We start from the raw sequence: 26,685 nt of genomic DNA on the forward strand, positions 1-26,685 counted from the left end.
ATTTTATAAAGCACTGCCATGACCGACGCAGAACTCAAACAGCAGTGCCGCACGCACTTACCGGGCCATCGCGCGCTGTCGCCCGCCGAGCTGTTTGCGGCCATGAGCGACTGGTGCGAGGCGCACAGCGTGGCGCACGACGTCTACGGCAACGGCAAGCTGATACAGGAATTTGAACAGAAAGTCGCGCGCCTGCTCGGTTGCGAGGCGGCGGTTTTCTGCATCACCGGCACCATGACGCAAGCGACCGCGCTGCGCATCGCCTGCACGGAGCGCGGCAGCAAGCTGGTGGCGCTGCATCCAAGCTCGCACATCCTGAAGCATGAACGCGGCAACCATCAGTTGTTCGACCATTTCCACGCCCTGCAAATAGGCGACCCGCAGCGTCCGTGGACGATGGACGAACTGAAGGCGATTCCCGACCAGTTGGGCGCGGCCACGCTGGAACTGCCGGCGCGCGAGATCGGCGGCCAGTGCCCAAGCTGGGACGAACTGGCGGCCATCAAGGCGTACTGCCACGAGCAAGGCATCCATCTGCACATGGATGGCGCGCGGCTGTGGGAGACGGCGGCGGCCTATGGCCGGCCGGTCGGCGATATCGCGACCGGCTTCGACAGCGTCTACGTGTCGCTGTACAAAGGCATCGGCGGCATGGCCGGTGCGATGCTGGCCGGTAGCGCGGCGTTTGTCGCCAAGGCCGCCGAGTGGTATCGGCGCCAGGGCGGCAATGTCTACCAGCGCACGCCGTATGTGGTGGCTGCGGCCATGCAGTTCGACGCGCGGCTGGCCGCGATGCCGGACTATTTCAAGCGCACGCAATGGCTGTACGAGACGCTGCGCGCTTTTCCACTGCTGACGCCAAATCCGGCGCAGCCGCATGCGAACATGCTGCATCTTCATCTGCCGGTGAGCCGCGACCACGCGCTGGATATCCGCAGCCGCATCGCCGAACAGCATGGCGTGTGGCTGTTCAACGGCGCCAGTCACGCGGCGCTGCCCGACCACTGCTTCGTTGAGCTGTACGTCGGCGACAATCTGCTGCGCCTTGCGGATCAGCGTGTGCGCGAGATTCTGACCCTGTGGTCCGACGCGCTGGCCAACTAACCACTGAATTTACATGACTTTCCAAGCACTCGGTCTGATCGACCCTTTACTGCGCACGCTGAATGCGCTCGGCTATCACAAACCGACGCCCGTCCAGAAGCAGGCCATTCCCGCCGTGCTGGCGGGCCGCGACGTGATGGCGGCGGCGCAGACCGGCACCGGCAAGACCGCCGGCTTCGCGCTGCCGATCCTGCATCAGCTGACCATGAACGGCGTGACCGGCCCGCAGCGCATCCGCGCCCTGGTGCTGGTGCCGACGCGCGAACTGGCCGAGCAAGTTTATGAAAGCTTCCGCAACTACGGCGGCAAACTACCGCTGCGCAGCGCCGTGGCGTATGGCGGCGTCGATATCGCGCCGCAGATCGCCAAGCTGCGCAAGGGGCTGGACGTGCTGGTGGCAACGCCGGGCCGGCTGATCGACCTGCATGATCAGGGCGCGATCAACTTCGAGCTGCTGCAAACGCTGGTGCTAGACGAAGCGGACCGCATGCTGGACCTGGGCTTCGAGCGTGATCTGGATATTCTGCTGGAGGCGTTGCCGAAGCAGCGTCAGACCTTGCTGTTCTCGGCCACCTTCTCGGACGAGGTGCGCAAGCTGGCCAAGGGCATCGTCAAGGACCCGGTATCGATCCAGGTGGAAGCCGCCAATACGGCGGTCAAAAGCGTCAAACAATGGCTGGTGACCACCGACAAGCGCCGCAAGCCGGAACTGTTCCTGCACCTGCTGAACAAGCTGGCCTGGTCGCAAGCGCTGGTGTTCGTCAAGACGCGCAAAGGCGTCGAGGCGCTGGTCAAGACGCTGCACGAACATGGCGTGACGGCCGATTCCATCCATGGCGACAAGACCCAGCCCGCGCGCCTGCGCGCACTGGAACGCTTCAAGCGCAAGGAAGTGCGGCTGCTGATCGCCACCGACGTCGCCGCGCGTGGCCTGGACATCGAAGCGCTGCCGCAGGTGGTCAACTTTGATTTGCCTTCCGTGGCCGAAGACTATATCCACCGCATCGGCCGCACGGGCCGCGCCGGCATGGAAGGCGAAGCGGTATCGCTGGTCTGTGCCGACGAAGTGGACATGCTGAAAGCGATCGAAACGCTGACGCGCCAACCCATTCCACGCTACGTGGAAGCTGGCTTTGAAGCGGATCACCGCGTGCCGGAAACCTCATCCAACGCAACGCCACGCAAAGTGCCCACCGCCAAGCGCCCCAGCGGCGCCCCACCGATAGCCAAGGCCCCGGCGGCGGCCAAGACGGCGGCCCGTCCAGCCGGCGGCAGCGAATCGCTGGGCGTTTGGACGCCACCGGAAAAAGTCAGCAAGCAGGCCGGCCGCGATGGCAACGCCGCCGCCAAGCCACGTGGCCGCTCGTTCAACACCTCCGGCGGCAGCGCTCCCAAAGGCGCCGTCGTGGTCACCAGCGGACGCGGCACCAAATCGCAAGCCCGCTCCGACGGCCGCGCCGCGGCCAAGCCTGGCGCACGCAAATCCAAGCCGGGCGCACGCTGACGCCATCGCGGACGCCCTGCTAAAATACGCCTCTTTGAGCGATACCCCAAGTTGGAGAACTGAATGCAGCAATACCTGGACCTGATCCAAACCGTCATCGACACCGGCAGTTGGCAAGACAACCGGACCGGCATCCGCACGCTGAGCGTGCCGGGCGCGATGATGCGCTTCGACCTGGCCCAAGGTTTTCCCGCGGTGACGACCAAGAAGCTGGCATTCAAATCGGTCGTGGGCGAACTGTGCGCCTTCCTGCGCGCCTCGCGCAGCGCCGCCGACTTCCGCGCGCTCGGTTGCAAAGTCTGGGACCAGAACGCCAACGAAAATCAGCAATGGCTGGACAATCCATACCGCCTGGGCACCGACGACCTGGGTCCCGTCTACGGCGTGCAATGGCGCCAATGGCCAGGCTACAAATTGCTGGACGCGGACCAGCCGGAGCAAATCGCCGACGCGCAAAAGAATGGCTTCACCGTCGTCTCGCAGCTGGAGGAAGACGGCATACCGAAAGTCCTGCTGTACAAAGCCATCGACCAGTTGCGTGAATGCCTCGACACCATCATTACTAATCCGAGCAGCCGCCGCATCCTGTTCCACGGTTGGAACCCGGCGGTGCTGGACGCGGTCGCCCTGCCGGCCTGCCATCTGCTGTACCAGTTCATCCCGAATCCGACGACCAAAGAACTGTCGATGTGCCTCTACGTGCGCTCCAACGACCTTGGTCTCGGCACACCGTTCAACCTGGCCGAAGGCGCCGCGCTGATGCATCTGGTGGGCCGCCTGACCGGCTACACGCCGCGCTGGTTCACCTACTTCATTGGTGATGCCCACATCTACGAAAACCACATGGAGATGGTGCAGGAACAGCTGAAGCGCGAACCGTTCCCGGCGCCGCAACTGATCATCTCCGAACGCGTGCCAGCGTTCGCGCAGACCGGCAAATACGAACCGGAGTGGCTGGAAAAAATCGCACCATCCGACTTCGCGCTGGAAGGCTACCAGCACCACGCGCCGATCACCGCCCCGATGGCGGTCTGACGATGCGGCTGGACTTCGTCCCCGGCACCCTGTGCGACGAGCGCATGTGGGGCCGGCTGCTGCCACTGCTGGGGGACGGCTTCGAATTCAACCACGTCCCGCTACCGAAGGCGCACACGCGCGAACAGATGCTGGAACTGATCGGCGCGCATAGCGCGTTGAAGGCCAACCTGGTCGGCTTCTCGCTGGGCGCCTACCTGTCGGTGGAATACGCGCTGACGCATCCGGAGCGTGTGCAATCGCTGACCATCATCGGCAGCGCCGGCAAAAAGCTGGGCGACAAGGAAAAAACCACGCGCGAGCGCATCATCCCGCAACTGGAGAAAAACCTGTACACCGGCATGACGCAAATGCGCCTGCGGGAAATCGTCGCGCCGGAACACCTGGACGACGCCGAACTCATCGGCATCATCCAGCGGATGGCGGTCGACCTCGGCAAAGAAGTACTGCTGGCGCAATTCCGCAGCACCATCGAGCGCCCCGACCTGATGGACCGCGTGCGCGCGCTGCAATGCCCGGTACTGATCATCGGCTCCGAACACGACAAGCTGGTCCCGGCCGACGACGTGCGCGAACTGGCCGACAACTGTCCCAACGCGCAACTTCACCTGCTAAGTGAAGGCGCCGGCCACATGATGCCGCTGGAAGCGCCGCAAGCGCTAGCCCACCACATGCGCACCTTTTATACAAAACCCCGGTGTCAGGTCTGACATTCGCACACGGACCCAACCGGATTGGAAATTATGAGCAAACTGACTATCATCGTTGCCACCGATGCCCAGCGCGGCATCGGTATCAATAACACCCTGCCGTGGAAGTTGCCGGAGGATCTGGCGCATTTCAAACGCACCACCAGCGGCCACCCGATCATCATGGGCCGCAAGACGTTCGATTCCATCGGCCGCCCTCTGCCCAACCGCCGCAACATTGTCGTCACCCGTAACGATAATTGGACGCGGGATGGTGTCGAGCGCGTCGGCTCGCTCGATGCGGCCATCGCGCTGCTCGACGGCGCCGAGGGCTTTGTCATCGGCGGCGCGGAGATTTATCAGCAGGCGCTGCCGCTGGCCGATCAGTTGATTATCACGCAAATCGCCCATACCTTCGATTGCGATGCGTTCTTTCCAGCGATAGCCGCCGACGCCTGGCAGGAGACCGCCCGCGAGGAACACGTTTCGGCGGCGTCCGGTTTGCGCTATGCTTTTGTCACCCTCCGCCGCAAGGCTTAAGTTTTCGATTCAAGGATATCCCATGTCAGGTTCAGGCTTCCACGTACACGGCCCACACGATCACGCGGTTGAACATGCCGCCCACGGCAACGATGGTTTTTCGAACAATATTGCCGTCATGACGGCCATCCTCGCCACCGTCGGCGCGGCGTTCGGCTATCTCGGTGGCGCTACCCAGAACGATGCGGCGCTGTTCAAGAACAATGCCGCCATCGATAAGACCCAAGCAGCCAACAGCTGGAATTACTATCAAGCCAAGTCGGCCAAGCAGAATCTGGCAGAGCTGGCGATGACGCTGCCCGGCGTCGACCCGAAACGCTACGAGGCCGAGGTCGCCCGCTACAAGCAGGAGAAGGAAGACATCAAGAAGGACGCCGAGAAGTGGGAGGAATCGTCCAAGGAGTGGAACCACAAATCGGATGAGGCCATGCACCAGCACCATCAGTGGGCGCTGGCCACCACCGCCGAGCAGATCGCCATCTCGCTGGCCGCCATCACCCTGCTGACCCGCAAGAAATGGATGATGGGCCTGGCCTATGGCGTGGCCGGCGTCGGCGTGGTGCTCGGCGTCATGGCGTGGTTGGGTGGCCATTAAGAAACCATTAGGCAACCATTAAGCAACCATTAAGCAACATTGATCAGAGGACATTTCCTCCTGTCATGGGGGCGTCATGTCCCTGGTGCATTCTGGTACGATAATTTTTTCCCGCAGAGCGGCTATTTCTGCGAGAATCCCGTTCTTATTTTTTTGCGGCCTTTACCTCAGGGGTCGCGCCCTAGTCCGCCCCGCGACACCGGTCAGGGGCGGCTTGCTTTTTTGGAGACATGCATGAAATTTCGTTTCCCCATCGTCATTATTGACGAGGATTTCCGTTCCGAGAACACGTCCGGCCTGGGCATTCGCGCCCTTGCCGATGCGATGGAAAAAGAAGGCATGGAAGTGGTGGGCGTGACCAGCTACGGCGATCTGGCCCAGTTCGCCCAGCAGCAATCGCGCGCGTCGGCCTTCGTGCTGTCGATCGACGACGAGGAATTCGGCACCGGCTCGGTGGAAGACACCGACACCGCGCTGAAGTCGCTGCGCGCCTTCGTCGAGGAAATCCGCTACAAGAACGCCGACATCCCGATCTATCTGTACGGCGAAACCCGCACCTCGCGCCACATCCCGAACGATATCCTGCGCGAGCTGCACGGCTTCATCCACATGTTCGAGGACACGCCGGAATTCGTCGCCCGTCACATCATCCGCGAGGCCAAGTCCTATCTGGACGGCCTCGCGCCGCCGTTCTTCCGCGCGCTGGTGGAATACGCCAACGACGGCTCCTACTCGTGGCACTGCCCCGGCCACTCGGGCGGCGTGGCCTTCCTGAAGTCGCCGATCGGCCAGATGTTCCACCAGTTCTTCGGCGAGAACATGCTGCGCGCCGACGTCTGCAACGCCGTTGAAGAGCTGGGCCAGTTGCTGGACCACACCGGTCCGGTTGCCAAGTCCGAGCGCAACGCCGCGCGCATCTTCAACGCCGACCACTGCTACTTCGTCACCAACGGCACCTCGACCTCGAACAAGATGGTGTGGCACTCGACCGTGGCGCCGGGCGACATCGTCGTGGTCGACCGTAACTGCCACAAATCGATCCTGCACTCGATCATCATGTGCGGCGCGATTCCGGTGTTCCTGATGCCGACCCGTAACCACCTCGGCATCATCGGCCCGATCCCGCTGGAAGAGTTCTCGATGGAGAGCATCATGCGCAAGATCGAGGCCAACCCGTTCGCGCGCGAAGCGGTGAACAAGAAGCCGCGCATCCTGACCATCACCCAGTCGACCTACGACGGCGTGGTGTACAACGTGGAAACCCTGCGCGAGATGCTCGACGGCCAGATCGACACCCTGCACTTCGACGAAGCCTGGCTGCCGCACGCCACCTTCCACGACTTCTACAAAAACATGCACGCGATCGGCAAGGACCGTCCGCGCGCCAAAGAGTCGATGATCTTCTCGACCCAGTCGACTCACAAGCTGCTGGCCGGCCTGTCGCAGGCCTCGCAGGTGCTGGTGCGCGAGTCGGAATCGGTCAAGCTGGACCAGGACGCCTTCAACGAGGCCTACCTGATGCACACCTCGACCTCGCCGCAGTACTCGATCATCGCCTCGTGCGACGTCGCCGCGGCCATGATGGAGGCGCCGGGCGGCACCGCGCTGGTCGAAGAGTCGATCCTGGAAGCGCTGGACTTCCGCCGCGCCATGAAGAAGATCGACGCCGAGTGGGGCAAGGACTGGTGGTTCAAGGTCTGGGGCCCGAACGAGTTCGCCGAAGAAGGCATCGGCTCGCGCGAGGACTGGATCATCAAGGCCGAGGACGACTGGCACGGCTTCGGCAAGCTGGCGCCGGGCTTCAACATGCTGGACCCGATCAAGGCCACCATCGTCAACCCGGGCCTATCGCTGGACGGCAAGTTCGACGAGACCGGCATTCCGGCGTCGATCGTGACCAAGTATCTGGCCGAGCACGGCGTGATCATCGAGAAGTGCGGGCTGTACTCGTTCTTCATCATGTTCACCATCGGCATCACCAAAGGCCGCTGGAACACGCTGCTGACCGCGCTGCAACAGTTCAAGGACGATTACGACAAGAACCAGCCGATGTGGCGCATCCTGCCGGAATTCGCCGCTGCCAATCCGACCTACGAAAAAATCGGCCTGCGCGACCTGTGCCAGCAGATTCACGACTTCTACAAAGCGTATGACGTGGCGCGCCTGACCACCGAGATGTATTTGTCGGACATGGTGCCGGCGATGAAGCCGTCGGATGCCTTCGCCAAGATGGCGCACCGTGAAATCGAACGCGTGGCGATCGATGAACTGGAAGGCCGCATCACGTCGATCCTGCTGACGCCTTACCCGCCGGGCATTCCGCTGCTGATCCCGGGCGAGCGTTTCAACAAGACGATTGTGGACTATCTGCGCTTCGCGCGCGACTTCAACGAGCGCTTCCCTGGCTTCGAGACCGATGTGCACGGTCTGGTCAAGCGCGAGGTGGATGGCAAGCGCGGCTACTTCGTGGATTGCGTCAAGCAGTAATTTTGAATGCCTGGCGCGCTGAGCGACGTCAGCATGGGTCCCGGCTTGCGCCGGGACGACGTGTTGCCCAGGTCATTTTAAGCTGACACGGCCACCACCAGCGTGGCCACAAAACCGTCGGTGACGTTGCCGGTGACGGTCGCCATCTGCAGGGAATAACCGTCGCTGAAGACGTTGTCCGTCGCCAGCGTGATCGACGCCATGTTGCGCGCGCTGGCGGTGTAGCCGTTACTGGCGTACACCGCATTGCTGGCGGCGTCCGGGAAGGCGAACTGCGACGTGCGGATGCGATTGGACGCGCTGGTCGCCCTGGCCAGCGATGCATACACCTCAAAGTGCACATGCGGCACACGCCCCGAGTAACACCCAGGATAGATCGTCGTAAAGCTGATGCTGCCGTTACTGTCAGTCTCCTGCACGCCGCGCAGATAGTTCTGGTTGGTCACGCCGGTCGAATACAGCGAATAGTTGCCGTCACGGTCGCAATGCCACAGATACACTGCCGCATTCGCCAGCGCCGCGCAGTTGTTGTTGGCGTTGACGATCTGCAGCTTGATGGTCAGCGGCACGCCGGCGGCCGTGCCGCTGGCTCCGCCAAAGCTGCCGCGGATGTCGCTACGCACCACACCCGACTGGGTCAGCACATTGACCACACCGCCGTTATTGCTGTTGGTGCCGTCCGCCGGGTACGGACCGCCCGTCTCTTCCGGAATCACCGCGCACGAGCCGCTGGCTGACGTGGTCGTGGTGGTCGTGGTGGTCGTGGTTGTGGTCGTAGCGGTCGTGCTGGCGCTCGTCGTGCCACTGGCGTCGCTGCCGCCGCAGCCGAGCACCGGCAGCGCCGAAGCCCCGGCCAGAAGCCAGCGCAGCGTCTGACGACGGTCGCGGTTCAGATTGAACATTGCCGCCAGATCGGCTGCCAGACTGTGTTCGTGTTCATCGTGATGGTGTTCCATACCTGCTCCTGCTTGGGTGAGAAAGCGTCCGCCGCGCGGCGGCCGTGACTGCGAATTTTGACGATGGATTACGGGCGCGGTGGAGGACGGCGTGGTTGCTCTTCCGCCTGCTGTTTGCGCTGTTCCGGCGTCAACACGGCCCGCAGCTTCTGTTGGGTACGCGCGCGCTGCAAAGCGAGGTTGGCCTCGGCGGCGGCCATATCCTGAGCCAGCGCGGCGGCCTTGGCGTCGTCGTATTGATCGGCGCCGGCCAGCGCGCGCAGCGCTTCCCGCGCGTTGGCGGCCAACTTGCCCTGTTCACGCAGATACGGCGCTTCCGCATGCAGAATGGCGAAAACTTGATCTTGTTGCGCCGCAGTCAGTTCCACGCCGCCCAGGAATGGCGGAGGCCCACCGGGTTCGCCGCGCGCGAACGGCGGCGGTCCGGCATGCATGGGCCCTCCATGCATGTCATCGGCGCGGGCCGCGCCTCCCATGGTCAACAGTGGCGTCGCCAAAACAGCGGCCAGCAGCAAATGTCGTTTGATTTTTTTCATGCCCATTCCTTGATTGGTAGTGAGCCATCATTCTCGGGGCGGGCCATGTTAAGTAACGTAAGAGCGGCGTAAATTAGCGTAAAAATGACGATTTGATATTTAATTACCGTTCAGCAATACGTTGTAAAACCGGGTAAAACCTGGTTGGCGGGCAGATGCCAACTGTTAAGATGAGCGATCCGCCTCAAGAGAAAATGCAATGAAGAGCAAAGTACTGCTGATAGACGACGACATCGAACTGGTCGGCATGTTCAAAGAATACCTGGAGCAGGAAGGCTTTGACGTCAAAATGGTGCACGATGGCGAAGCCGGCACCGCCGAAGCCTTCACCGGCCTGTACGCGATCGCCATCCTCGATGTGATGATGCCGCGCATGAACGGCTTGGAGACGCTGCGCCGCATCCGCACCAACAGCCAGTTGCCGATCCTGATGCTGACCGGCCGCGGCGACGACACCGACCGCATCGTCGGTCTGGAACTCGGCGCCGACGACTACGTGGCCAAACCCTGCACGCCACGCGAGCTGACCGCGCGCATCCGCGCCATCCTGCGCCGCGCGCAAAGCGCACCGGCCGACCAGGGCCAGCAAGCCGCCATCACGGTCGGCCAATTGACCATGTGGCCGGAGCAACGCCGCGCCACCTGGGCCGGCGACAAGCTGGAACTGACCAGCACCGAATTCAATCTGCTGGAAGTGCTGGCGCGTAACGCCGGCCGCCCGGTCAGCAAGAACACCCTGTCGGAACAGGGCCTGGGCCGTCCGCTGGCGCGCTTCGACCGCAATATTGACGTCCACCTGAGCTCACTGCGCCACAAACTCGGCACCATCGCCGACGGCCGCTCCTGCCTGCAAACCGTATATCGTCTGGGCTACCAGCTGATCAAGGAGTAAGCCTTGGGCCGCTTGTTCTGGAAGTTTTTCCTGTCCATCCTGCTGGCGCAGCTGGCCGCGACGGTCGGCATCGGCGGCGCCATCTGGCTCAAGAACCGCAACCAGCAGTCCAACGCGCTGGTTAACCTGGACACCAGCCCGCCGGCCGAGATGGCCATCAACGCCGCCGCCGCCACGCTGGAATACGGCGGCGTCAAGGCGCTGAAGCGGATGTTGGAGAACATGGAGCATCACCGCGTCTACGTGGTGGCGGAGGACGAACAGGAATTACTGGGGCGCACGATCAACGCCAAAACACTGCAGGAATCACGCATCCGTCTGCAGGAAAAAGGCAAACACCGCGGCGTGCGGCAGGTGCTGGCCGACGATGGCAAGCGCTATCTGCTGTTCCTGCCGTCCGGCTGGCATCTGCGCGGCATGGACGGCGACAACCGCCCACTGCTGTCCAATCTGGGCGGCGGCGCGCAGATGGCCATGAAAGCCGCCTCCGTGCTGGACGGCGGCAATCCCAACGCCGGCGGCCCAATGCCGCCGCCGGATGGTGCAGCAGCGGCCGCGCCCCCGCGCCCGGACTCCGACATCGGCGGCGAGCGGCCCTGGGGGCCGCGCTTCCCGCTTGCCCCGTGGGCGCCGATTGCCGCCGCCGTCGTCGCCAGCCTGCTGTTCGCGGTGCTGCTGGCCTGGTACTTCTCGCGCCCGATCCGCGCGCTGCGCGAAGCGTTCAACGCCGCCGCCCATGGCGACCTGGCGCCGCGCTTTGAAGGCGCCGGCGGCAAGCGCGGCACCGAGCTCAACGACCTTGGCCGCGACTTCGACATCATGACCGCCCGCCTGCGCAGCCTGATCGACGGCCAGACGCGTCTGCTGCACGACGTCTCGCACGAACTGCGTTCGCCGCTGGCGCGCTTGCAGGCCGCCATCGGGCTGGCCCACCAGCAGCCCGAGAAATGGAGCGCGTCGATGGAGCGCATCGAACGCGAAAGCGTGCGCATGGACAAGCTGGTCGGCGAGCTGCTGACGCTGGCACGCCTCGAAGCCGGCGCGATCAAGGCGGCGCAGGAAGAAATCAGCATGACCGACCTGCTGTGCCAGATCGCCGACGATGCCAGCTACGAGGCCGCCAGCCAGCAGCGCAGCGTGGTGCGCGAAGGTGACGCCGACGTGCAGGTGACCGGTCAGCCGGAGTTGCTGGGCCGCGCCATCGAAAACGTGGTGCGCAACGCGATCAAGCACAGTCCGGAGGGCGGCGTAGTGCAGTTGCAGGTCAGCATGCAGCCCGACGCGCGGCAGTTGCTCATCCGCGTGCTAGACCGTGGTCCGGGCGTGTCGCCGGCCGATCTGGACACCATCTTCCAGCCCTTCTACCGCGCCAGCAACGCCAGCGCCGAAGGCCACGGCCTCGGCCTGGCGATCGCCCAGCACGTCATCGAAGCACATGGCGGCAGCATCAAGGCCAGCAACCGCGCCGGCGGCGGCCTGTGCGTGGAAATGCGACTTCCCGTGAAACAGTAATTTAAAAGCAAACCAAAGATTTCCTTGCGGAAATTTTTTGCTATAGTAGAGTTTTACACCCACGGGAGACCGTCATGGAAACTTTGCTCAAAGTCGCGCAACTGCGCGTGCAAGGGAAGCCGGATGAAGCGCTGGCGCATGTGGAAGCTCACTTGCAAACTGCTAGTGAAAGTCAACGCTTTCTGTTGATGCTGCAAGGCCTGTACGCCGCCGAGGAAGCCGCGAACGACAGCAAGGCGCGCAGCTATGCCAGCGATCTGGCGGATATCGATGCCAGCCTGCGGTCAATCCAACCCTACGTCGCGCTGCGACCGGAAGACCTCAAACTGTAGAACAGCGCAGCACCATCGTTCCGGCGTAAGCCGGAACCGATGCCGCGCAAAAAAGAGCGTCTGACGTTACGCCTTCGGCAACGTCACGCCATGCTGGCCCTGATACTTGCCGTTGCGATCCTTGTAGGACACGTCGCAGACTTCATCGCTTTCAAAGAACAGCACCTGCGCGCAGCCTTCGCCGGCGTAGATCTTGGCCGGCAGCGGCGTGGTGTTGGAGAACTCCAGCGTCACATAACCCTCCCATTCCGGCTCGAACGGCGTCACGTTAACGATGATGCCGCAGCGTGCATAGGTCGACTTGCCCAGGCACACTGTCAGCACGCTGCGCGGAATGCGGAAGTACTCCATGGTGCGCGCCAGCGCGAACGAGTTCGGCGGGATGATGCAGACATCGCTTTTCACGTCAACGAAGGAGTTGGAATCGAAGTTCTTCGGATCGACGATGGTGCTGTTGATGTTGGTGAAGACCTTGAATTCGTCGGCGCAGCGGATATCGTAGCCGTAAGACGACGTACCGTAAGAAATCACCTTGCGGCCCTCTTCCTGGCGTACCTGGTCCGGGAAGAACGGCTCGATCATCCCATGTTCTTCCGCCATCCGGCGTATCCATTTATCGCTTTTAATCGTCATCGCAAGGCCATCCTGAAGTTCACAATGCCCGCGATTTTACGCTAAAGCCCGAAAGCAGCGCCACAATCATTTCCCTGGTGGCCTCGGCCGCCGCCGCTGGGTTCTCCATCGGGAACAAATGGCCGCCCGGAATAATGCGGAAGTGCTCGCCGACCAGCGCCTGCGTATGATCGTGGCCAGACTGACTGGTCTCCCAGGAGCTGTCACCGCCTATGAAGCCGATCGGCACCGGATAGCCCTTGCGCAGCAGCTTGGGCAGATGGTGCGGCAAGGTCGCGTAGACGGCGGTTTCGTTCTCGCGCGTGTAGCGCAATTGCACGCCGTCCGGGTGCGGCTGGAGGCCACTGTCCATGTAATCGCCCAGCACGCCCGGCGCCCAGGCGGCGAAGATATCCTTGCCGGCAAAGTGCTGATACGCCGCCTCCACGCTCGGCCAGACATTGCGGCGGCGGATGGAGAACCTGGCCGGCGGCACGGTATAGGCGCGGCCCAGCCGCTTGATCATGCGCCAGGCGAAGGCACGCCAGCCGCCGAGCACCGGGGCGTCCAGCATCACCACGCAACGGACCAGGTCGGGCCGCTGCTGCGCCACCATCAGGCCCAGCATGCCGCCCAGCGAGTGGCCGACCAGAATCACCGGCTCGCTGTAGCGGTTGCTCAGCTCGTGAATATACTCTTCCACCAGATGCGGCCAGCCGTCGGTGACCGGATAGCGCGGATTGTGCGCGTGCATGTCAAGGGCCTGGATGTCGAAATCGTCGGCCAGCGGCGCGAAAAACTGGCGGTAGACGCCCGCCGGATAACTGTTGGCGTGCGCGAAATGCAGCTTGGGCTTGCTCACAAGCAGTCTCTCCTATGATTATTTTCGACCAATTGTAATGGCTGGCCGCGCGGGAGGCTGGTGGAAAGGCTCTAATTTAGCGGCCATGCCAATAGCGGGCGCTGCTGGCGCGGTAGGCGCTGACGTCAATCGTCTCGCCGAACTCCAGCGTGATGGCGCCTAATTGATCGGTACGGTAGCGCTGGATCTGCATGGCGCCGTAGCGGTCGTAGACTTCCTGCTTGGGATGGCGGTAGCGGTTGCGGTATCCAACTTGGAAAATGGCGGCCTGCGGCTTGACCGCCAACAGGAAGCCGTGCGACGAACTGGTGCCACTGCCATGGTGCGGCGCCAGCAACACGTCGGCCCGCAACCGGGCGGCGTCGCGCGCCAGCAATTGCGCCTCCTGCGCCGCCTCGATATCGCCGGGCAGCAAGATGGACTTGCCGTTGGCCGTGATTTTCAGCGTGCAGCCGCGCGCGTTGGGTTTGAGCGCGGCGTCGGCGTAGCTGGACGACAGCGGATGCAGGATCTCGAAGCGGATGCCGTCCCAGATCCAGTGCTGGCCGGCGGCGCAGTGCACATGCTGGCGCGCCGCCCGTGCAATCGCGTGCTGCGGCGACAGCGACGACAGCACCCAGCCGGTGGGCATGCCGTCCAGTATCGTCAACGCGCCGCCGGAATGGTCGACATCGCTGTGCGAGACAATCAGCCCGTCCAGCGCCCCGATGCCGCGTGCCCGCAGGTACGGCAATACGATCCGGTTGCCGGCGTTGGATTCGGGACTGTAGGTCGGACCGGCGTCGTACAACAACCGGTGATGGCGGGTTTCGATCAGCAGCGCCATGCCCTGCCCCACGTCGAACGCGGTCACGGTCATGCGCCCAGGTGACGGATGGGAGGATTCGGCCGCCAGCAGCGGTATCCAGGTCGCCAGGCCGAGCCAGCGCGCTGGCCACCCGCGCGGAGCCAGCAGCCAGAGCGTCCCCAGCATCGCCCAGCAGAACAGCCAGAAAGGCGGCATCGGCGCGCGCCATACGGCATAGCGTATGGCGCTGAACCAATGCAGGCAATCGGCCAGCACCGCCACCAGCCAGTGGGCCAGGCCCAGCACAGGGACGCACAGCGTCTGCGGCAACATGCTGCCCACCAACGCCAGCGGCGTAACGACGAGGCTGATTAACGGAATCGCCACCGCGTTGGCCAACGGGCTGATCAAAGAGACCTGGCCAAACAACAGCAGCGTGATCGGCACCAGTCCCAGCGTCACCACATACTGCGTGTACACGCCGACGCGCAACGTCTGCCGGAAATGCTCACGCGCGGTCGGCGGCAGCGCATGCGACCCCGGCGTGGTCCGTCCAAGCGTCGCGTACAAAATAATCGCCACCGCGCCGAAAGACAGCCAGAAGCCGGGCCACAGCAACGCCCAGGGATCCAGCAGCACCACCACACCGAGCGCGGTGCACAGCACATGCGAAATGCTGGTCAGCCGGTTCAGCCACAGCGCGGCGGCCACCACCATCAGCATGTACAGCGTGCGCTGCGCGGGCACGCCAAATCCCGCCAGCAGCACATACAGCAAGGCCACAGTCGCGCCCGCCAATGCCGCCACTTTCTGCGCCGGCAAGCGCAGCGGCCATTGCGCCCGCGTAAATAACGACCGCCGCCATAAGTTGAAGGCCAGTAATGCGAACAAACCGGCCACCATGGTGATGTGTAATCCGGAAATGGAGATCAAGTGTCCGATGCCCGTGCGGTTGAACACCTGCCAGTCCGTCTGGTCGATGCCACGCTGGTCGCCCACCACCAGCGCCACGATCACGCCGGCATAGGGCTTGCCGGGCAGCGCCGCCAGAATCCGTTCGCGCAACGCCGCGCGGCTACGTTCCACCACATTGCCTGCGCTGACGACAAAGCCATCCAGCCGCCGGTTGTCCCGCGCCATGCGCACATAGCCGGTCGCGCGCAAGTGCTGCTCCAGCAGCCATGCCTCATAGTCAAAACCGTAGGGATTGGCGTTGCCATGCGGACGTTGCAGTCGCACGGTGAGCTGCCAGCGCTCGCCGGGCCGCACCTCCGGCACATCACTGACCTGATCGCGATAGCCCGAATACCAAGACAGCGCGATGCGTGGCGGCACGGCCACGTCGGCGCTCTCCACGGCAAAGTTAAAGCGCACTCCCTGCGCAAAGCGATACGGCAGATTGTCGATGATGCCGACCACCGTGATGTCGCGCCCCTCATCGGCGGCGGCCAGTTGCGGCGTCAACGCCAGATGCGCCAGCCACGCGGCCCACACAAAGCCGAGCGCCACACCGGCCAGCAAGGCCACCGCCACGCGCACACCACGCACGTACCGGACCCAGCGCAACAGCACCAGCACGGCAACGACGCCAGCCGTCACCGCGCCCATCACGGCCAGCGACGGCAAGCTCGCCTGCATCTGCAAACCCGCCGCCCCTGACGCAAAACCGATCACCGCTATCCGCATCGCACCACCTCCTGCGGCGATACTACGCAAACCAGCACGACGGCAGGCTGGCGCGCTGCCGTCGTTTGATGCGGATCAGATCAGCATTACAGGATGGCCGTCAAAAGCACCATCCGCCAGATTAAAACGTGAAGCGTACACCGGCGCGATACATGCGGCCCAACACATCGTACAGCGATGGATTGAGACCGTACCCGACGTTCGGGCCGGGCGCGGTGGACGAATCGCGGTTGGTCAGGTTATCGACCTTGGCGTAGGCGGTGATGTGGTCAGAGACCTTGTAGGTGGCGCCCAGATCGAAATACGTCGCGCCCTTCATCTGGTTGTTGTCAATGGTCGGATGGATCGCCGTCGCGACCGGGCAGCCGCTCTTGCACTCGATGTACTCGTTGCTGTAGACACCGTTGCTGACCCAACGCTCGGTCAACGTCACGTTGATGCGGTCGGTGGTCCAGGCCTGCGTAGCCAACACTTTCCAGCGCGGCGTGGCGCCGAGGTTGACGCCCGCGCTCTGAATCGGAATCGTCCCTGGCACACCAGGATCGGTGATGTTGTCGATGGTGTGCGTGGCCAGCGCGCGCACGGTGAACATGCCCGGCAGGCCCAATGAGGCCAGGCTGCCACGGTACGAGGTCTCGATGTCAAAGCCCTTCAGCTTGAGCGAGGCCAGATTGAACTGCTGCAAACGCACGTAGTTATTCGTCGGCACCGGGCTGTTGAGCAGCATGGCCGCGCACATGTCCTGCCGGCCGGCATCGCACAAGTCGACTTCCTGCTGCAGGCCCAGCGTCGAAATCACGTCCCCCACCTTGATCTGATAGTAATCAAACGAGGCGCTGAAGCCCGGCGCCCAGCTCGGTTGCGTGAGGACGACACCCAACTCCGTGCTGCGCGCGACCTCCGGCCTGAGCGCGGTATTGCCGACCACCTGCTGCTGCACCGTCAGCGTGGTGCCGTTGTGGTTGACCGTGTTGTTGGTGATCACCACCGGCGCGAACAGCTCGCTCAGATTGGGCGCGCGCACGTCGCGCGAGGTCACCGCGCGCAGGCGCAGGCCATCTATCGTGGTCTTCCAGGTGCCGCCCAGCTTCCACGTCTTGGCGTTGCCGGCGGTGCTGTAGCTGGTGCCCCGACCCGCGACGTTCAGGTTGGCCTCGCCCAGCGCGGTCGTCTTGAACAACGGCAGATTGGCTTCCAGATAGCCTTCGCGGACCGAATACGAGCCCTGGCCGTTGTGATAATTGCCGGCGAACCAGTTCGATCCGGACGTCACATTCAACAGCGGATCGGCCGGGTAAGCGGCCGAATTGGGGCTGTCCGGCGTGACGCCGTTGCCGTAGGGATCAGCACGCACCGAGTAGGCTTCCTTGCGATACTCCAGACCGGCGGCGATGGCCAGCGGCCCCGCCCACAGCGCCATCGGCTCGCCGCTGATGTTGAAGCTGGCAACGTCCTGGGTCTGGCGCGTATGCTGTTGCGGGCCTTGCGACGGCATCACGTATGCCAGCGCGCCCGTGCTTTGCGTCACATTGCCGATGATGTTGAGCGGCTGGCAGCCGGAGTTGCGCGCGATCATGCTGCGGCAGACGATACTGCCGTCGGGCAGCCTGATGGCGTCGATGGCGGCCGTGTAGCGCGGCGACAGCGTGATGTTTTTCACGAACAGGTCGGTGTGGTTGACGCCCCGCTGGTAGTAGCTATTGTACGACCAACTCGTGCCGGCGGCGTCGAAACTGCCATCGGCGCCGATCACATAGCGTTCCTGGCGGCGGCGCGGTTCCACGCTGATGTTATTGGGGAAATTGGCGTTGCCGGTGCCGTACTGGAAGCTGGTGATGTTGTTGGCCGCGCAGGCCGACTGGATCGACGCCGGCAGGAACGGATTGTCGCACTGGATGGTCAGGTTGGCGTTTTTCGGCGCGCCGGCATTGGGCGTGTTCTGCGAATTGACCTCGGCCACGTTGACCGTCATGAAGAGCTCATGATTCGGAGTGAGCGCATAGCTGAGGCGGGTGTAGAAGTTCTCGCGCTTGAGCGCCGAGGCCAGGCTGGTGCTGTTACCCGACGTGCCCGACAGGTCGCCGCCCACGCAGAACGGACTGATACAGCCGCTAACGCCGCCTTTGCCATCCGGCACGCCATTCGAGCCGTAGTTGAACTTGTACGGCACGCCGCCGTCGCCGAAGGCCGTGCCCTGCAACGGACCGGAGGTGATCAGGCCGTAGCGGTTGTACTGATAAGGCTGGGCGTTGCGGATGTCATACATCTGCGGCTTGCCATCGGTGGTCTGGGACAACGGACGAATCTGGAACGCCGGCGCATTGAAGGCGGTACGTCCGTTCGGACCGGGATCGTTTCCAAAACCGTGCGCAGGAACCCCGTCTTCCTTGCTGTATTCGCCACTGACCACGACATGCAGCCGGTCGTCGAGGAAACCACGGCCCCAGGCCAACTGCAAAGTGTTGTTTTTATCATCGGCATAGGTGGTCTGGCCATGCTCGACGTTGGCTTTGAAGCCGGTGAATTTCTTGTCGGTGATGAAATTGACCACACCGCCAATCGCGTCCGACCCATACGAGGCCGAAGCGCCGCCGGTCACCACATCGACGCGCTTGACCAGCAATTGCGGGAACTGGCTGACGTCGGTCACGCCGGTCACGTTGGCCGGCACCACACGCTGGCCGTCGATCAGCGTCAATGTGCGGAACGCGCCGAGGCCGCGCAGGCTGAGCGCGCTCAAGCCCTGCATGCCGCTCGACGTGCTGTAGGTCAGCACCGAACTGCCGGAGCTGCCCTGCAACGCCGGCAACTGGGCGATGGTGGTGAAGATGTTCGGCTGGGCGTTCTTTTCGATATCGTCGCTGGTCAGCGTGGTGGTCGGCGTCGGCTGGTTGTAACCACGCGACGAAATACGCGAACCGGTCACCATCACCACGTGATCTTCGGGTTTGGGCTCGGGGGCCGCTTCCTGCGCCCACACGGATGCAGCGCCGATCAGGCCGGCGCCGAGCATGACGGCGGTCGACAACTTCAGACGCAGGGCGTATCGGGGCGGGGCCGCAACGCGGTGGCCGGTGTGAATGTTCATTCTGTCTCCTGTGGGATTTTTTAGCGCAGCTTGCTGCTGCTGTGAGCCAGCTTATGAAATTCACAATCAACGATCCAATCTTTTTTTTGCGCCCACTGATACCGTTTTGCGTATCGTCGAAAAGAAACCGACGCCGCCAGCCGGGGTCACCGGGTCGGCGTCACCCGGCACAGCTGATACATATAGGTCCGGCTACCCACCGCTGCCGGATAAGCCCCGCAACTGGCCACATCTAAACTGAGGCCGTTGTTCGCCAGATGCGCGGCCGCCGCGTCCGCAATCGCACGGTTTGGCGTGGCCAGATCGATGTTGCGATATGGCTGCGGCAACTCCAGCGTGCACCCGCCGGACGGCAAGCGGCGCAGATCGGCCTGCAAGCGGATATGCCGCCCCAGCCATTCCAGTTTTGCGCAGCCGGACGCATCCGCGGTCCAGCCCAGCCATTCCGCCGCGTCCAGCTTGTTTTGCAGCGAGTCTTGCTTTTCGTTCTTGACGGCGCCCAGCAGCGCGTAATGCGGCCCCTTGCGTTCCGCCACCGCCTGCCGTATGCGTTGCCGCCACGCCGCCGATTCCGGGAAGCCCATGTCGATGCCGATGAACTTCAGCTGCGCCGGCAACAGCGTCACCAGCCACGACATCGGCGGTTCCGGTTGCGCGATGAACACCACGCTCTGTTCCGGCTGCGAAAACGCCGGCACCTCGGCGCTGAAGTTATGCTCGCCCCAGGCGGCATTGCCCCACTTCGGCGTCGGGAAGGCATACACCAGCAGGAGCGCCAGCGTGACGCCGGCCAGCCGATTGACGGCTTTCTCCGACACGCCGATGCTGTGCCATAACAGCCAGACCGCCAGCGGCACCAGCAATTCCAGCGCAATCAGGTAGCGATAGATGCTGAACATCCGCATCCACACCAGGTACGCCAAGGCAAAGAACAGCAGGAAGAAGACAGCGCGTCCATCGAGCGTAACGCGGCCCCCACCACGCAGGCGGCGCAGCACAGCCGCGACCGAGGCCGCCGCGAACAGCACATACACCACCGCCCACATGCCGAGCCGGTGCGCCACTTCCGTTACCCGATGCCAATCCTGCGCGAAAACGAACGGCCAGATCAGATACTCGACCCAGTTCTTCGGACGGAAATACGTATCGATCACGCCACTCTCCACCGCCCAAGGGCTGTGGAAGATGTCATTAAATTGCGGGAAGGTCGGATTGCCGAACAGCTGCCACATCTTGACGAACCACCAGCCGCCGGTCAGCGCCATGCCGGCAAGCACGCCGATGCCGAATACAAAGGCCAGAGCGATGCGGCGATGCCAGATCAGCGGCACGCCCAGACAAGCCAGACACAGTGCCACGGCGTACAAGGCATTGGTCAGCTTCAGGCCGGTTCCCAGCCCGAGCAACAGGCCGGCAACCAGCGCCGCCACCAGTGTCCTGCCGCCCCAGGCCAGCAACGCGTCCCAGCGCGACAACATCACGTATAGCCCGCCGAGCACCAGCAGCGCGGTCAGGTTGTCGCCCATGGTGTTACCCAGCTCGCCACGGAAACCGGGGCCCAGCACGCCGGCCAACGCCAGCCACAGCGGCCAGTGTGTGCCGGCAGAACGGCCCAGCAGTCGCCGACCGATGCCCAGCAACAGCACGAAATTCAAGCCGTGCAAGGCGCCCATGACAAAACCGGTGACCCACGGCGGCAGCACCCGGTTCAAGCCGTAGTACAGCAGGTCGATGGTGGGATTGAAATAGGTCTGGAAGCGCGCCGGCGCCAGGTCATGGCCGATGCGTTCATTCAGCAGCGCGTAGACATTGTAGACATGGTAATTGCGCAGGTCCCAATTGTCGTCCTGGCCGAAGATGATCGCGACCAGCCCAAACAGGACGGGAACGAGAATTGCCGCAATGCGTGAATTCATATGGGCCTAAACAGAAACGAGGCCGACAGTATAATTCCAGTAAGTAACTTTTGCAAAAAGATCAAGGCGGACGGCACGAGGCCGCCGTGTCGATTACCCGAGGGCCGCCGCAAGGCGCGGCAAGGCCGCCAGTGCATTGGCGCTGGTGGCGGCGGCCACCTGCTCTTCCGGCATACCGCGCAGCGCGGCCAGCACAGCGCCGATGCGCGGAATCTGGTCCGGGCTGTTGCGGCCTGGATGCACCCAGGCCGGCGAGATGTCGGGCGCATCGGTTTCCAGCACGATGGACGCCAGCGGCAGCTCCGCCGCCAGACGGCGAATTTGCAGCGCGCGCGTAAAAGTCATGGCGCCGCCGAAACCCAGCTTGAAGCCAAGCTCGATGTAGGCGCGGGCCTGCTGGTCGCTGCCATTGAAGGCGTGCGCGATGCCGCCCGCCGGCGCGATCTGCCGCACATGCTTGAGGATCACGTCCTGCGAGCGGCGCACGTGCATCAGCACCGGCAAGCCGAATTCGCGGGCGATTTTCAGCTGCTCGCGGAAAAAATGGATTTGCTTCTCGCGCATCGCCGGCTCGGTCAGCATCGGGATGAAGAAGTCGAGGCCGATCTCGCCCAGCGCCACGAAGCGCGGATCGGCCATGGCGGCGGCGACCCGCTCGCGCAACAGGCGCAGATCGTCCTCTTGCGCTTGCGGCACGTAGATCGGATGGATGCCCAGCGCGTAGCTGCCGTTGTCGATGCTTGCCGCCAGTTCGGCGACGATGGAGAAGTTAGCCGTCTCCACCGCCGGAATGACGATCATGCCCACGCCCTGCCCGCGCGCCTGCGCGGCCTGCGCCACGGACTCGTTGCCGAATTCGTGCGCGTCCAGGTGGCAGTGGGTGTCGATCCACATCGGATCAGCCCTCGTCCGCCTGCAATCCCTGGTCGGTCACGCGCAGCACGCGGTCGCATCGACGCGCCAGTTCGATGTCGTGGGTGACGATGACAAACGCCGTACCCAAGGTGCGCGACAGTTCCAGCATCAGGTCGAAGATCTGCTGCGCGGTGGCGTGGTCCAGATTGCCGGTCGGCTCATCGGCCAGCACACAGGTTGGCTGCGTGACCAGCGCGCGCGCCAGCGCCACCCGCTGGCGTTCGCCGCCGGACAGCTCGCCCGGCACGTGCGACACGCGCTTGGCCAGGTTCACACGCTGCAGAACCTGTTGCGCCGCCGACGTCGCCTCGTCGCGTTTGACGCGGCGTATCATCAGCGGCATCGCCACGTTGTCGAGCGCGCTGAATTCGGGCAGCAAATGGTGGAACTGGTAGACGAAGCCCAGCGACTTGTTGCGCAAGTCGCCGCGCGCCGTTTCGCTCAGGCTGGCGAAGTCCTTGCCTTGCAGCGTCACGCTGCCCTTGGTCGGCGTATCGAGGCCGCCCAGCAGATGCAGCAGCGTCGACTTGCCGGAGCCGGAAGCGCCGACGATCGCCACGCGCTCGCCACGCCGCACATCGATGTCGATGCCGGACAGCACGTTGACCGAATACGCGCCTTGCGTGAAGGTCTTGCCGAGGTTGCGGCAGGACAGGACCACAGGTTCTTGATTACTCATAACGCAGCGCCTCCGCAGGTTTCACACGGGCCGCCCACCAGCTCGGATAGATGGTGGCGACAAACGCCAGCACCACGGCCACGCCGCCAATCTTGAACACATCCGGCCAGCGCAGGTCGGACGGCACGCTGCTGATGTAGTAAATATCCTTCGACAAGAACTGCACTCCCAATAAATGTTCGATAAACGGCACGATGACGTCGATGTTCAGGGCGATCAGCACGCCGCCGCCCACGCCCAGCGCGGTGCCGAGGATGCCGACCAGCGCGCCCTGGATCATGAAAATCTTCATGATCGAGCGCGGCGAGGCGCCCAGCGTGCGCAGGATGGCGATGTCAGCCTGCTTGTCGGTCACCGTCATCACCAGCGTCGACACCAGGTTGAAGGCGGCGACCGCGATAATCAAGGTCAGGATGATGAACATCATGCGCTTTTCGGTCTGTACAGCGGCGAACCAGTTGGCGTTGAGCTTGGACCAGTCGCGCACGAACAGGTCGCCGGACATGGAATTTTTCAGCTCCTGCGCCACTTGCGGCGCGAGGTGCATGTCTTTCAAGCGCAGACGCAGGCCGGACGGCGCGTCAATCCGCAGCAGCTTTTCGGCGTCGGTCAGGTGAACGAAGGCCAGCGCCGAATCGAACTCGTTGTGGCCCGCCTCGAAGATGCCGACCACGGTGAACGAGCGCAGACGCGGCAACACGCCGGCCGGCGTCGGCTGGCCTTGGGCCAGCGCCAGCGTCACCTTCTCGCCCAGGTTGACGCGCAACGCGCGCGCCAGCTCGATACCCAGCACGATGTTGTAGGCGCCCGGTTGCAGCGCGTTGAAGCTACCGCGCTTGGTCTGTTTGGCGACGTCGGAGACTTGCGGCTCCTGTTCCGGCAACACGCCGCGGATAATGGCCGGACGCAGCACATCGTCACGCACCAGCATGCCCTGGGTTTCGGCGAACGGCGCGGTGCCGATCACTTCCGGGTTCTTGCGCGCTTCCTGTGCTTCCTGTTGCCAGTTTGGCATCGAACCGCGGCCGTCGAAGATTTCCACGTGGGCCAACACCGACAACATGCGGTCCGTCACTTCCTTCTGAAAGCCGTTCATCACCGACAGCACGACGATCAGCGCCGCCACGCCCAGGCCGATGCCGGCCATGGAAATCAGTGAGATAAACGAGATAAAACTATTACGCCCGCTGCGCTTGCCCGCCCGCGTGTAGCGCAGACCGACCAGCCATTCGAACGGCAAATTCTTGATAATACTCATGGGTTCCGGGAGGGATCAAACTTGGTAAGGCCGAAGTGTGCCATACAAACAGGCTTTCATGGGTGAAACACCGAACCTTTTACCCGAAAAAACCGTGCCGGACCGACGATAGGCCGGACCTGTCGTTTCAGTAAAGAATTATGGGTATTTGTATTTCGTGTGCGGCCCAGCAAATTTACGCAAAGCGCGTGGCAAGCTTTTCCGAGGAAGCCTGATTACATGCGGTGTTACACTGGTGATAGAGTCTTCACCAAGCTCACTCTGAATAAAACCTGTTTTCCATCCTATTCAGAGGACCGTAATGGCACAAGCAGCCGTCTTAAAGCCCGGTTGATACCGGCACCTTCTTCGCATCACTAAAGCCACCAGCCGCGATCCAGAGCGCGATACCCCTGCCCCGTATTTGGCGGTCGATCAGAGAAAGCTGCGGCAAGCTTTTGCGGACGTCCTGTCGGTGATTTCTGGAGATACAATGTATAAACAAAGCGCTGGACGTCGAGCTTGCGTAGAATCTACAATGCATCAACATTTGGAGGTCTTATGGAATTGTCCATTCAGAAGTGGGGTAACAGTGCTGCGGTGCGGCTGCCTACTGAGTTGCTGGGTATGTTGAAGGTGTCGCTGGGCGATAAGCTCAGCGTCAATGTGCAACCGGACGGTGTGCTGCTTAAGGCAGCGCGGCCATCGTATTCGCTTGCTGAGCTGGTCGCGCAGTGCGATTCAAGCGCGCCTGAGCCTGCCGACATGGCGGCGTGGAGCAACCTGAAACCAGTTGGGCGTGAAGCGTGGTAAGCCGTTCCAAGTTCGGACGTGGCGATATCGTAATGGTCAATCTTGACCCGACCGAAGGCCACGAGCAGAAGGGGATGCGGCCTGCGCTGGTGCTATCTACCAGCGCTTTCAATGCGCTTGGTGTGGTCCTGGTTGCACCGATCACGCAAGGCGGTGATTTTGCACGTCATGCTGGATTCGCTGCGTCGCTCTCCGGGGTGGGGACCAAAACGCAAGGCGTCGCACTGGTCAACCAGATTCGCATGTTGGACCTTGGAGCACGCAAAGCGAAGCGTGTTGAAACCGCACCAGAGTTTGTTGTAGAAGATGCGCTGGCGCGTCTGCGAGCAATTACTGATTGAAGGAAAATACTGTGACGTTTTATATTTCTGTAGTGACAGCAAAGGAGCAATCCCCCTTCAAGCTGCAAACGCAGTGCTTTTGCTGTGGCAAACCTATACAGTCTGCAGCAGACGGTCCAGTGATTGCGTATGACGCCCATCCTGGGACTGAGCTGCTGCACTCTGTCCTGATGCATCGCGATTGCGCCTTTGCGATGGCACAGCGAATCATCTGCGACGCATGGCCGAAGCGTCACACCGGCGAACAGCTGATGAAGAACGATCGATAGGCAATACAATGGCTAACTTAATCCTTATGGGGCCAATGGGCGTTGGAAAATCTACAGTGGCGGACTGGGTTCATGCACTAACAGGTCGAACTAGAGTCTCCCTAGATGACGCAACGCATCCGCATTTCTCGCGGAATCTCCCCGGCTTTGCTGGCTCCGGTCTGTCTCCTCGTAATGTCCCGTTTATGACAGCCTATCGGAGCTGGAAGCCCTTTGAGGTGGCAAGTGTTGAGCGCCACGTGGCCGCTGTGGACAATCATGTGATCGATTTCGGTGCTGGGCATTCTGTCTATGAAGACCCGGCTCAATTCAACCGAGTGGCCAGCGCCGTTGCCGGGCACCACGTTGCACTGCTCATGCCCGATACCGACTGGGAACGATCGCGCAAGGTTTTGATTGAGCAGCCCCCCCCCATGCGAACGCGGAGTTTATCAACCATGTTCTCGACAACCCATCGAACAAGAAACTTGCGAACGTAATCGTTGGTCGCGCAGCGAAGAGTGCCAAGGAGGTTGCTATGGAAGTTCTGGGGCACTTTCCCACCTGGTGGGCTGTGCATGGATAGGTCGCAAGGATAATCGCCCACAGCAGCAGCTACGGCCCGCACGACGGGCCTGGTGCATTGAGAAGGTCGGCGCGGTGTCGGCCAGTGAGGAAGAACCGATGAGTAACAAACTAACGACCGCCCAGGACGTATTCAATGGCCCTGGCTTTGACGGCCCACATATGCTCGAAAAGGCTGAACGTGAATTGGATCGCTTGCTGCAAGCAGCCAATCCCCTAATCGCGTACGACCATATGTTCAACTTTGTTGTGACCATGGCTGCTGTCGCGGACTGGACCTTTCACTTGCAACTCAAGCCATTACCCCTATGGGCAGGGAAACAGGAACAGCATTTCACCAACTGGGTTCGCCATGCCAACGACGATGCCTTCGTTCTCATCGACCTGTCCAACGAGTACAAGCACGCAGATAGAAAAAAACCAAGCTCTCTGGCACAGAAAATGTGGATGAAGATCATCTGGCCGAAGGATAACCCTCAAATCAGCAATCAGATCGATAATACGAAAATGTTGTGGTTCCCGACTACCGGTGGTGGTTTGGCGGCTATCCCCTGGATCGACCGCCACAGCGGCGATAACGACTTCTTTGTTGACATCGGCCGTCGCGCCATCGCGTGGTGGAAAAGCTTTACACCAGCAAATGCGGCACCGATGGATGCGGCGGGTAACACCGCATGATCATACAAATACTTCACTACCAGGCCAATTCGTGAAGGCATGGGCAGCACCATCGG

Annotated in this window: 23 protein-coding genes; 13 read left to right on the plus strand and 10 right to left on the minus strand. The window is 62.4% G+C overall.

Annotated features, from left to right (window positions below; all coding sequences use genetic code 11):
- Positions 1-18 precede the first annotated feature (18 nt).
- From GTP44_RS16760 to GTP44_RS16790, 7 genes are all read left to right on the plus strand, one after another.
- Positions 19-1,104 (plus strand): threonine aldolase family protein, encoded by a 1,086-nt coding sequence (locus GTP44_RS16760; protein WP_161020345.1) that lies wholly within the window; start codon positions 19-21, stop codon positions 1,102-1,104.
- 13 nt (positions 1,105-1,117) lie between these two features.
- Positions 1,118-2,608, plus strand: a complete 1,491-nt coding sequence (locus GTP44_RS16765) for a DEAD/DEAH box helicase (RefSeq protein ID WP_161020346.1) — start codon at positions 1,118-1,120, stop codon at positions 2,606-2,608.
- A gap of 63 nt (positions 2,609-2,671) precedes the next feature.
- Positions 2,672-3,643 (plus strand): thymidylate synthase, encoded by a 972-nt coding sequence (locus tag GTP44_RS16770; RefSeq protein ID WP_161020347.1) that lies wholly within the window; start codon positions 2,672-2,674, stop codon positions 3,641-3,643.
- A gap of 2 nt (positions 3,644-3,645) precedes the next feature.
- A complete protein-coding gene (locus GTP44_RS16775; protein WP_161020348.1) occupies positions 3,646-4,353 on the plus strand; it encodes an alpha/beta fold hydrolase in 708 nt (235 codons plus the stop codon).
- A 33-nt stretch (positions 4,354-4,386) separates the two neighbouring features.
- The gene (locus GTP44_RS16780; protein WP_161020349.1) at positions 4,387-4,872 is read left to right on the plus strand and encodes a dihydrofolate reductase; all 486 of its coding nucleotides are present in this window, start codon (positions 4,387-4,389) and stop codon (positions 4,870-4,872) included.
- A 22-nt stretch (positions 4,873-4,894) separates the two neighbouring features.
- Complete coding sequence (locus tag GTP44_RS16785) at positions 4,895-5,467, plus strand: DUF4337 domain-containing protein (protein ID WP_160992064.1); 573 nt, start codon at positions 4,895-4,897, stop codon at positions 5,465-5,467.
- A 234-nt stretch (positions 5,468-5,701) separates the two neighbouring features.
- Entirely contained in the window at positions 5,702-7,954 is a 2,253-nt protein-coding gene (locus GTP44_RS16790) for an arginine/lysine/ornithine decarboxylase (RefSeq protein ID WP_160992063.1), read from the plus strand.
- 77 nt (positions 7,955-8,031) lie between these two features.
- Here GTP44_RS16790 and GTP44_RS16795 read toward each other — a convergent pair whose 3' ends face one another.
- Positions 8,032-8,910, minus strand: a complete 879-nt coding sequence (locus tag GTP44_RS16795; protein WP_161020350.1) for a dioxygenase family protein — start codon at positions 8,908-8,910, stop codon at positions 8,032-8,034.
- 68 nt (positions 8,911-8,978) lie between these two features.
- Complete coding sequence (locus tag GTP44_RS16800; protein ID WP_161020351.1) at positions 8,979-9,446, minus strand: Spy/CpxP family protein refolding chaperone; 468 nt, start codon at positions 9,444-9,446, stop codon at positions 8,979-8,981.
- 199 nt (positions 9,447-9,645) lie between these two features.
- Between GTP44_RS16800 and GTP44_RS16805 the strand changes: the two genes are divergently transcribed.
- From GTP44_RS16805 to GTP44_RS16815, 3 genes are all read left to right on the plus strand, one after another.
- Positions 9,646-10,338: a response regulator transcription factor gene (locus GTP44_RS16805; protein WP_160992060.1), complete on the plus strand. Its 693-nt coding sequence runs from the start codon at positions 9,646-9,648 to the stop codon at positions 10,336-10,338.
- A gap of 3 nt (positions 10,339-10,341) precedes the next feature.
- Entirely contained in the window at positions 10,342-11,850 is a 1,509-nt protein-coding gene (locus GTP44_RS16810) for a sensor histidine kinase (RefSeq protein WP_161020352.1), read from the plus strand.
- 74 nt (positions 11,851-11,924) lie between these two features.
- Positions 11,925-12,182: a hypothetical protein gene (locus tag GTP44_RS16815; RefSeq protein ID WP_161020353.1), complete on the plus strand. Its 258-nt coding sequence runs from the start codon at positions 11,925-11,927 to the stop codon at positions 12,180-12,182.
- Between the two features lie 66 nt (positions 12,183-12,248).
- Here the strand turns inward: GTP44_RS16815 and dcd are convergent, their stop codons facing one another.
- The 8 genes from dcd to GTP44_RS16855 form a co-directional block, all read right to left on the minus strand.
- Positions 12,249-12,815, minus strand: coding sequence for a dCTP deaminase (gene dcd, locus GTP44_RS16820; RefSeq protein WP_160992057.1), 567 nt, complete (start codon positions 12,813-12,815; stop codon positions 12,249-12,251).
- Positions 12,816-12,834: 19 nt separating this feature from the next.
- Complete coding sequence (locus tag GTP44_RS16825) at positions 12,835-13,656, minus strand: alpha/beta fold hydrolase (protein ID WP_161020354.1); 822 nt, start codon at positions 13,654-13,656, stop codon at positions 12,835-12,837.
- A 76-nt stretch (positions 13,657-13,732) separates the two neighbouring features.
- Positions 13,733-16,129 (minus strand): DNA internalization-related competence protein ComEC/Rec2, encoded by a 2,397-nt coding sequence (locus GTP44_RS16830; protein WP_161020355.1) that lies wholly within the window; start codon positions 16,127-16,129, stop codon positions 13,733-13,735.
- A 121-nt stretch (positions 16,130-16,250) separates the two neighbouring features.
- Positions 16,251-19,217 carry a TonB-dependent receptor plug domain-containing protein gene (locus tag GTP44_RS16835; protein WP_161020356.1) on the minus strand — a complete coding sequence of 989 codons (2,967 nt, stop codon included), beginning with the start codon at positions 19,215-19,217 and terminating at the stop codon, positions 16,251-16,253.
- Between the two features lie 146 nt (positions 19,218-19,363).
- Complete coding sequence (locus tag GTP44_RS16840; protein WP_161020357.1) at positions 19,364-21,133, minus strand: glycosyltransferase 87 family protein; 1,770 nt, start codon at positions 21,131-21,133, stop codon at positions 19,364-19,366.
- 93 nt (positions 21,134-21,226) lie between these two features.
- Entirely contained in the window at positions 21,227-22,027 is an 801-nt protein-coding gene (locus GTP44_RS16845; RefSeq protein ID WP_161020358.1) for a TatD family hydrolase, read from the minus strand.
- 4 nt (positions 22,028-22,031) lie between these two features.
- Complete coding sequence (gene lolD, locus GTP44_RS16850; protein WP_161020359.1) at positions 22,032-22,727, minus strand: lipoprotein-releasing ABC transporter ATP-binding protein LolD; 696 nt, start codon at positions 22,725-22,727, stop codon at positions 22,032-22,034.
- Positions 22,720-23,985 (minus strand): lipoprotein-releasing ABC transporter permease subunit, encoded by a 1,266-nt coding sequence (locus tag GTP44_RS16855; RefSeq protein ID WP_160992049.1) that lies wholly within the window; start codon positions 23,983-23,985, stop codon positions 22,720-22,722. The genes lolD and GTP44_RS16855 overlap by 8 nt, the downstream gene beginning before the upstream one ends.
- Positions 23,986-24,525: 540 nt before the next feature.
- Here GTP44_RS16855 and GTP44_RS16860 point away from each other — a divergent pair.
- The 3 genes from GTP44_RS16860 (at position 24,526) to GTP44_RS16870 (ending at position 26,629) form a co-directional block, all read left to right on the plus strand.
- On the plus strand, positions 24,526-24,777 hold the full coding sequence (locus tag GTP44_RS16860) for an AbrB/MazE/SpoVT family DNA-binding domain-containing protein (protein ID WP_161020360.1): 252 nt from the start codon (positions 24,526-24,528) through the stop codon (positions 24,775-24,777).
- Positions 24,771-25,118: a type II toxin-antitoxin system ChpB family toxin gene (locus tag GTP44_RS16865; RefSeq protein WP_161020361.1), complete on the plus strand. Its 348-nt coding sequence runs from the start codon at positions 24,771-24,773 to the stop codon at positions 25,116-25,118. The genes GTP44_RS16860 and GTP44_RS16865 overlap by 7 nt, the downstream gene beginning before the upstream one ends.
- A gap of 932 nt (positions 25,119-26,050) precedes the next feature.
- Positions 26,051-26,629 carry a hypothetical protein gene (locus GTP44_RS16870; protein WP_161020362.1) on the plus strand — a complete coding sequence of 193 codons (579 nt, stop codon included), beginning with the start codon at positions 26,051-26,053 and terminating at the stop codon, positions 26,627-26,629.
- Positions 26,630-26,685 lie beyond the last annotated feature (56 nt).

The sequence above is a fragment of the Duganella lactea genome, from assembly GCF_009857505.1.
Taxonomy (GTDB): Bacteria; Pseudomonadota; Gammaproteobacteria; order Burkholderiales; family Burkholderiaceae_D; genus Rugamonas; species Rugamonas lactea.

Excerpts from the sequence above, each read along its gene's own strand:
- GTP44_RS16760 (WP_161020345.1), top strand. The coding sequence starts at position 19 with ATGACCGACGCAGAACTCAAACAGCAGTGCCGCACGCACTTACCGGGC.
- GTP44_RS16765 (WP_161020346.1), top strand. The coding sequence starts at position 1,118 with ATGACTTTCCAAGCACTCGGTCTGATCGACCCTTTACTGCGCACGCTG.
- GTP44_RS16770 (WP_161020347.1), top strand. The coding sequence starts at position 2,672 with ATGCAGCAATACCTGGACCTGATCCAAACCGTCATCGACACCGGCAGT.
- GTP44_RS16775 (WP_161020348.1), top strand. The coding sequence starts at position 3,646 with ATGCGGCTGGACTTCGTCCCCGGCACCCTGTGCGACGAGCGCATGTGG.
- GTP44_RS16780 (WP_161020349.1), top strand. The coding sequence starts at position 4,387 with ATGAGCAAACTGACTATCATCGTTGCCACCGATGCCCAGCGCGGCATC.
- GTP44_RS16785 (WP_160992064.1), top strand. The coding sequence starts at position 4,895 with ATGTCAGGTTCAGGCTTCCACGTACACGGCCCACACGATCACGCGGTT.
- GTP44_RS16790 (WP_160992063.1), top strand. The coding sequence starts at position 5,702 with ATGAAATTTCGTTTCCCCATCGTCATTATTGACGAGGATTTCCGTTCC.
- GTP44_RS16795 (WP_161020350.1), bottom strand. The coding sequence starts at position 8,910 with ATGGAACACCATCACGATGAACACGAACACAGTCTGGCAGCCGATCTG.
- GTP44_RS16800 (WP_161020351.1), bottom strand. The coding sequence starts at position 9,446 with ATGAAAAAAATCAAACGACATTTGCTGCTGGCCGCTGTTTTGGCGACG.
- GTP44_RS16805 (WP_160992060.1), top strand. The coding sequence starts at position 9,646 with ATGAAGAGCAAAGTACTGCTGATAGACGACGACATCGAACTGGTCGGC.
- GTP44_RS16815 (WP_161020353.1), top strand. The coding sequence starts at position 11,925 with ATGGAAACTTTGCTCAAAGTCGCGCAACTGCGCGTGCAAGGGAAGCCG.
- dcd (WP_160992057.1), bottom strand. The coding sequence starts at position 12,815 with ATGACGATTAAAAGCGATAAATGGATACGCCGGATGGCGGAAGAACAT.
- GTP44_RS16830 (WP_161020355.1), bottom strand. The coding sequence starts at position 16,129 with ATGCGGATAGCGGTGATCGGTTTTGCGTCAGGGGCGGCGGGTTTGCAG.
- GTP44_RS16835 (WP_161020356.1), bottom strand. The coding sequence starts at position 19,217 with ATGAACATTCACACCGGCCACCGCGTTGCGGCCCCGCCCCGATACGCC.
- GTP44_RS16840 (WP_161020357.1), bottom strand. The coding sequence starts at position 21,133 with ATGAATTCACGCATTGCGGCAATTCTCGTTCCCGTCCTGTTTGGGCTG.
- GTP44_RS16845 (WP_161020358.1), bottom strand. The coding sequence starts at position 22,027 with ATGTGGATCGACACCCACTGCCACCTGGACGCGCACGAATTCGGCAAC.
- lolD (WP_161020359.1), bottom strand. The coding sequence starts at position 22,727 with ATGAGTAATCAAGAACCTGTGGTCCTGTCCTGCCGCAACCTCGGCAAG.
- GTP44_RS16855 (WP_160992049.1), bottom strand. The coding sequence starts at position 23,985 with ATGAGTATTATCAAGAATTTGCCGTTCGAATGGCTGGTCGGTCTGCGC.
- GTP44_RS16860 (WP_161020360.1), top strand. The coding sequence starts at position 24,526 with ATGGAATTGTCCATTCAGAAGTGGGGTAACAGTGCTGCGGTGCGGCTG.
- GTP44_RS16870 (WP_161020362.1), top strand. The coding sequence starts at position 26,051 with ATGAGTAACAAACTAACGACCGCCCAGGACGTATTCAATGGCCCTGGC.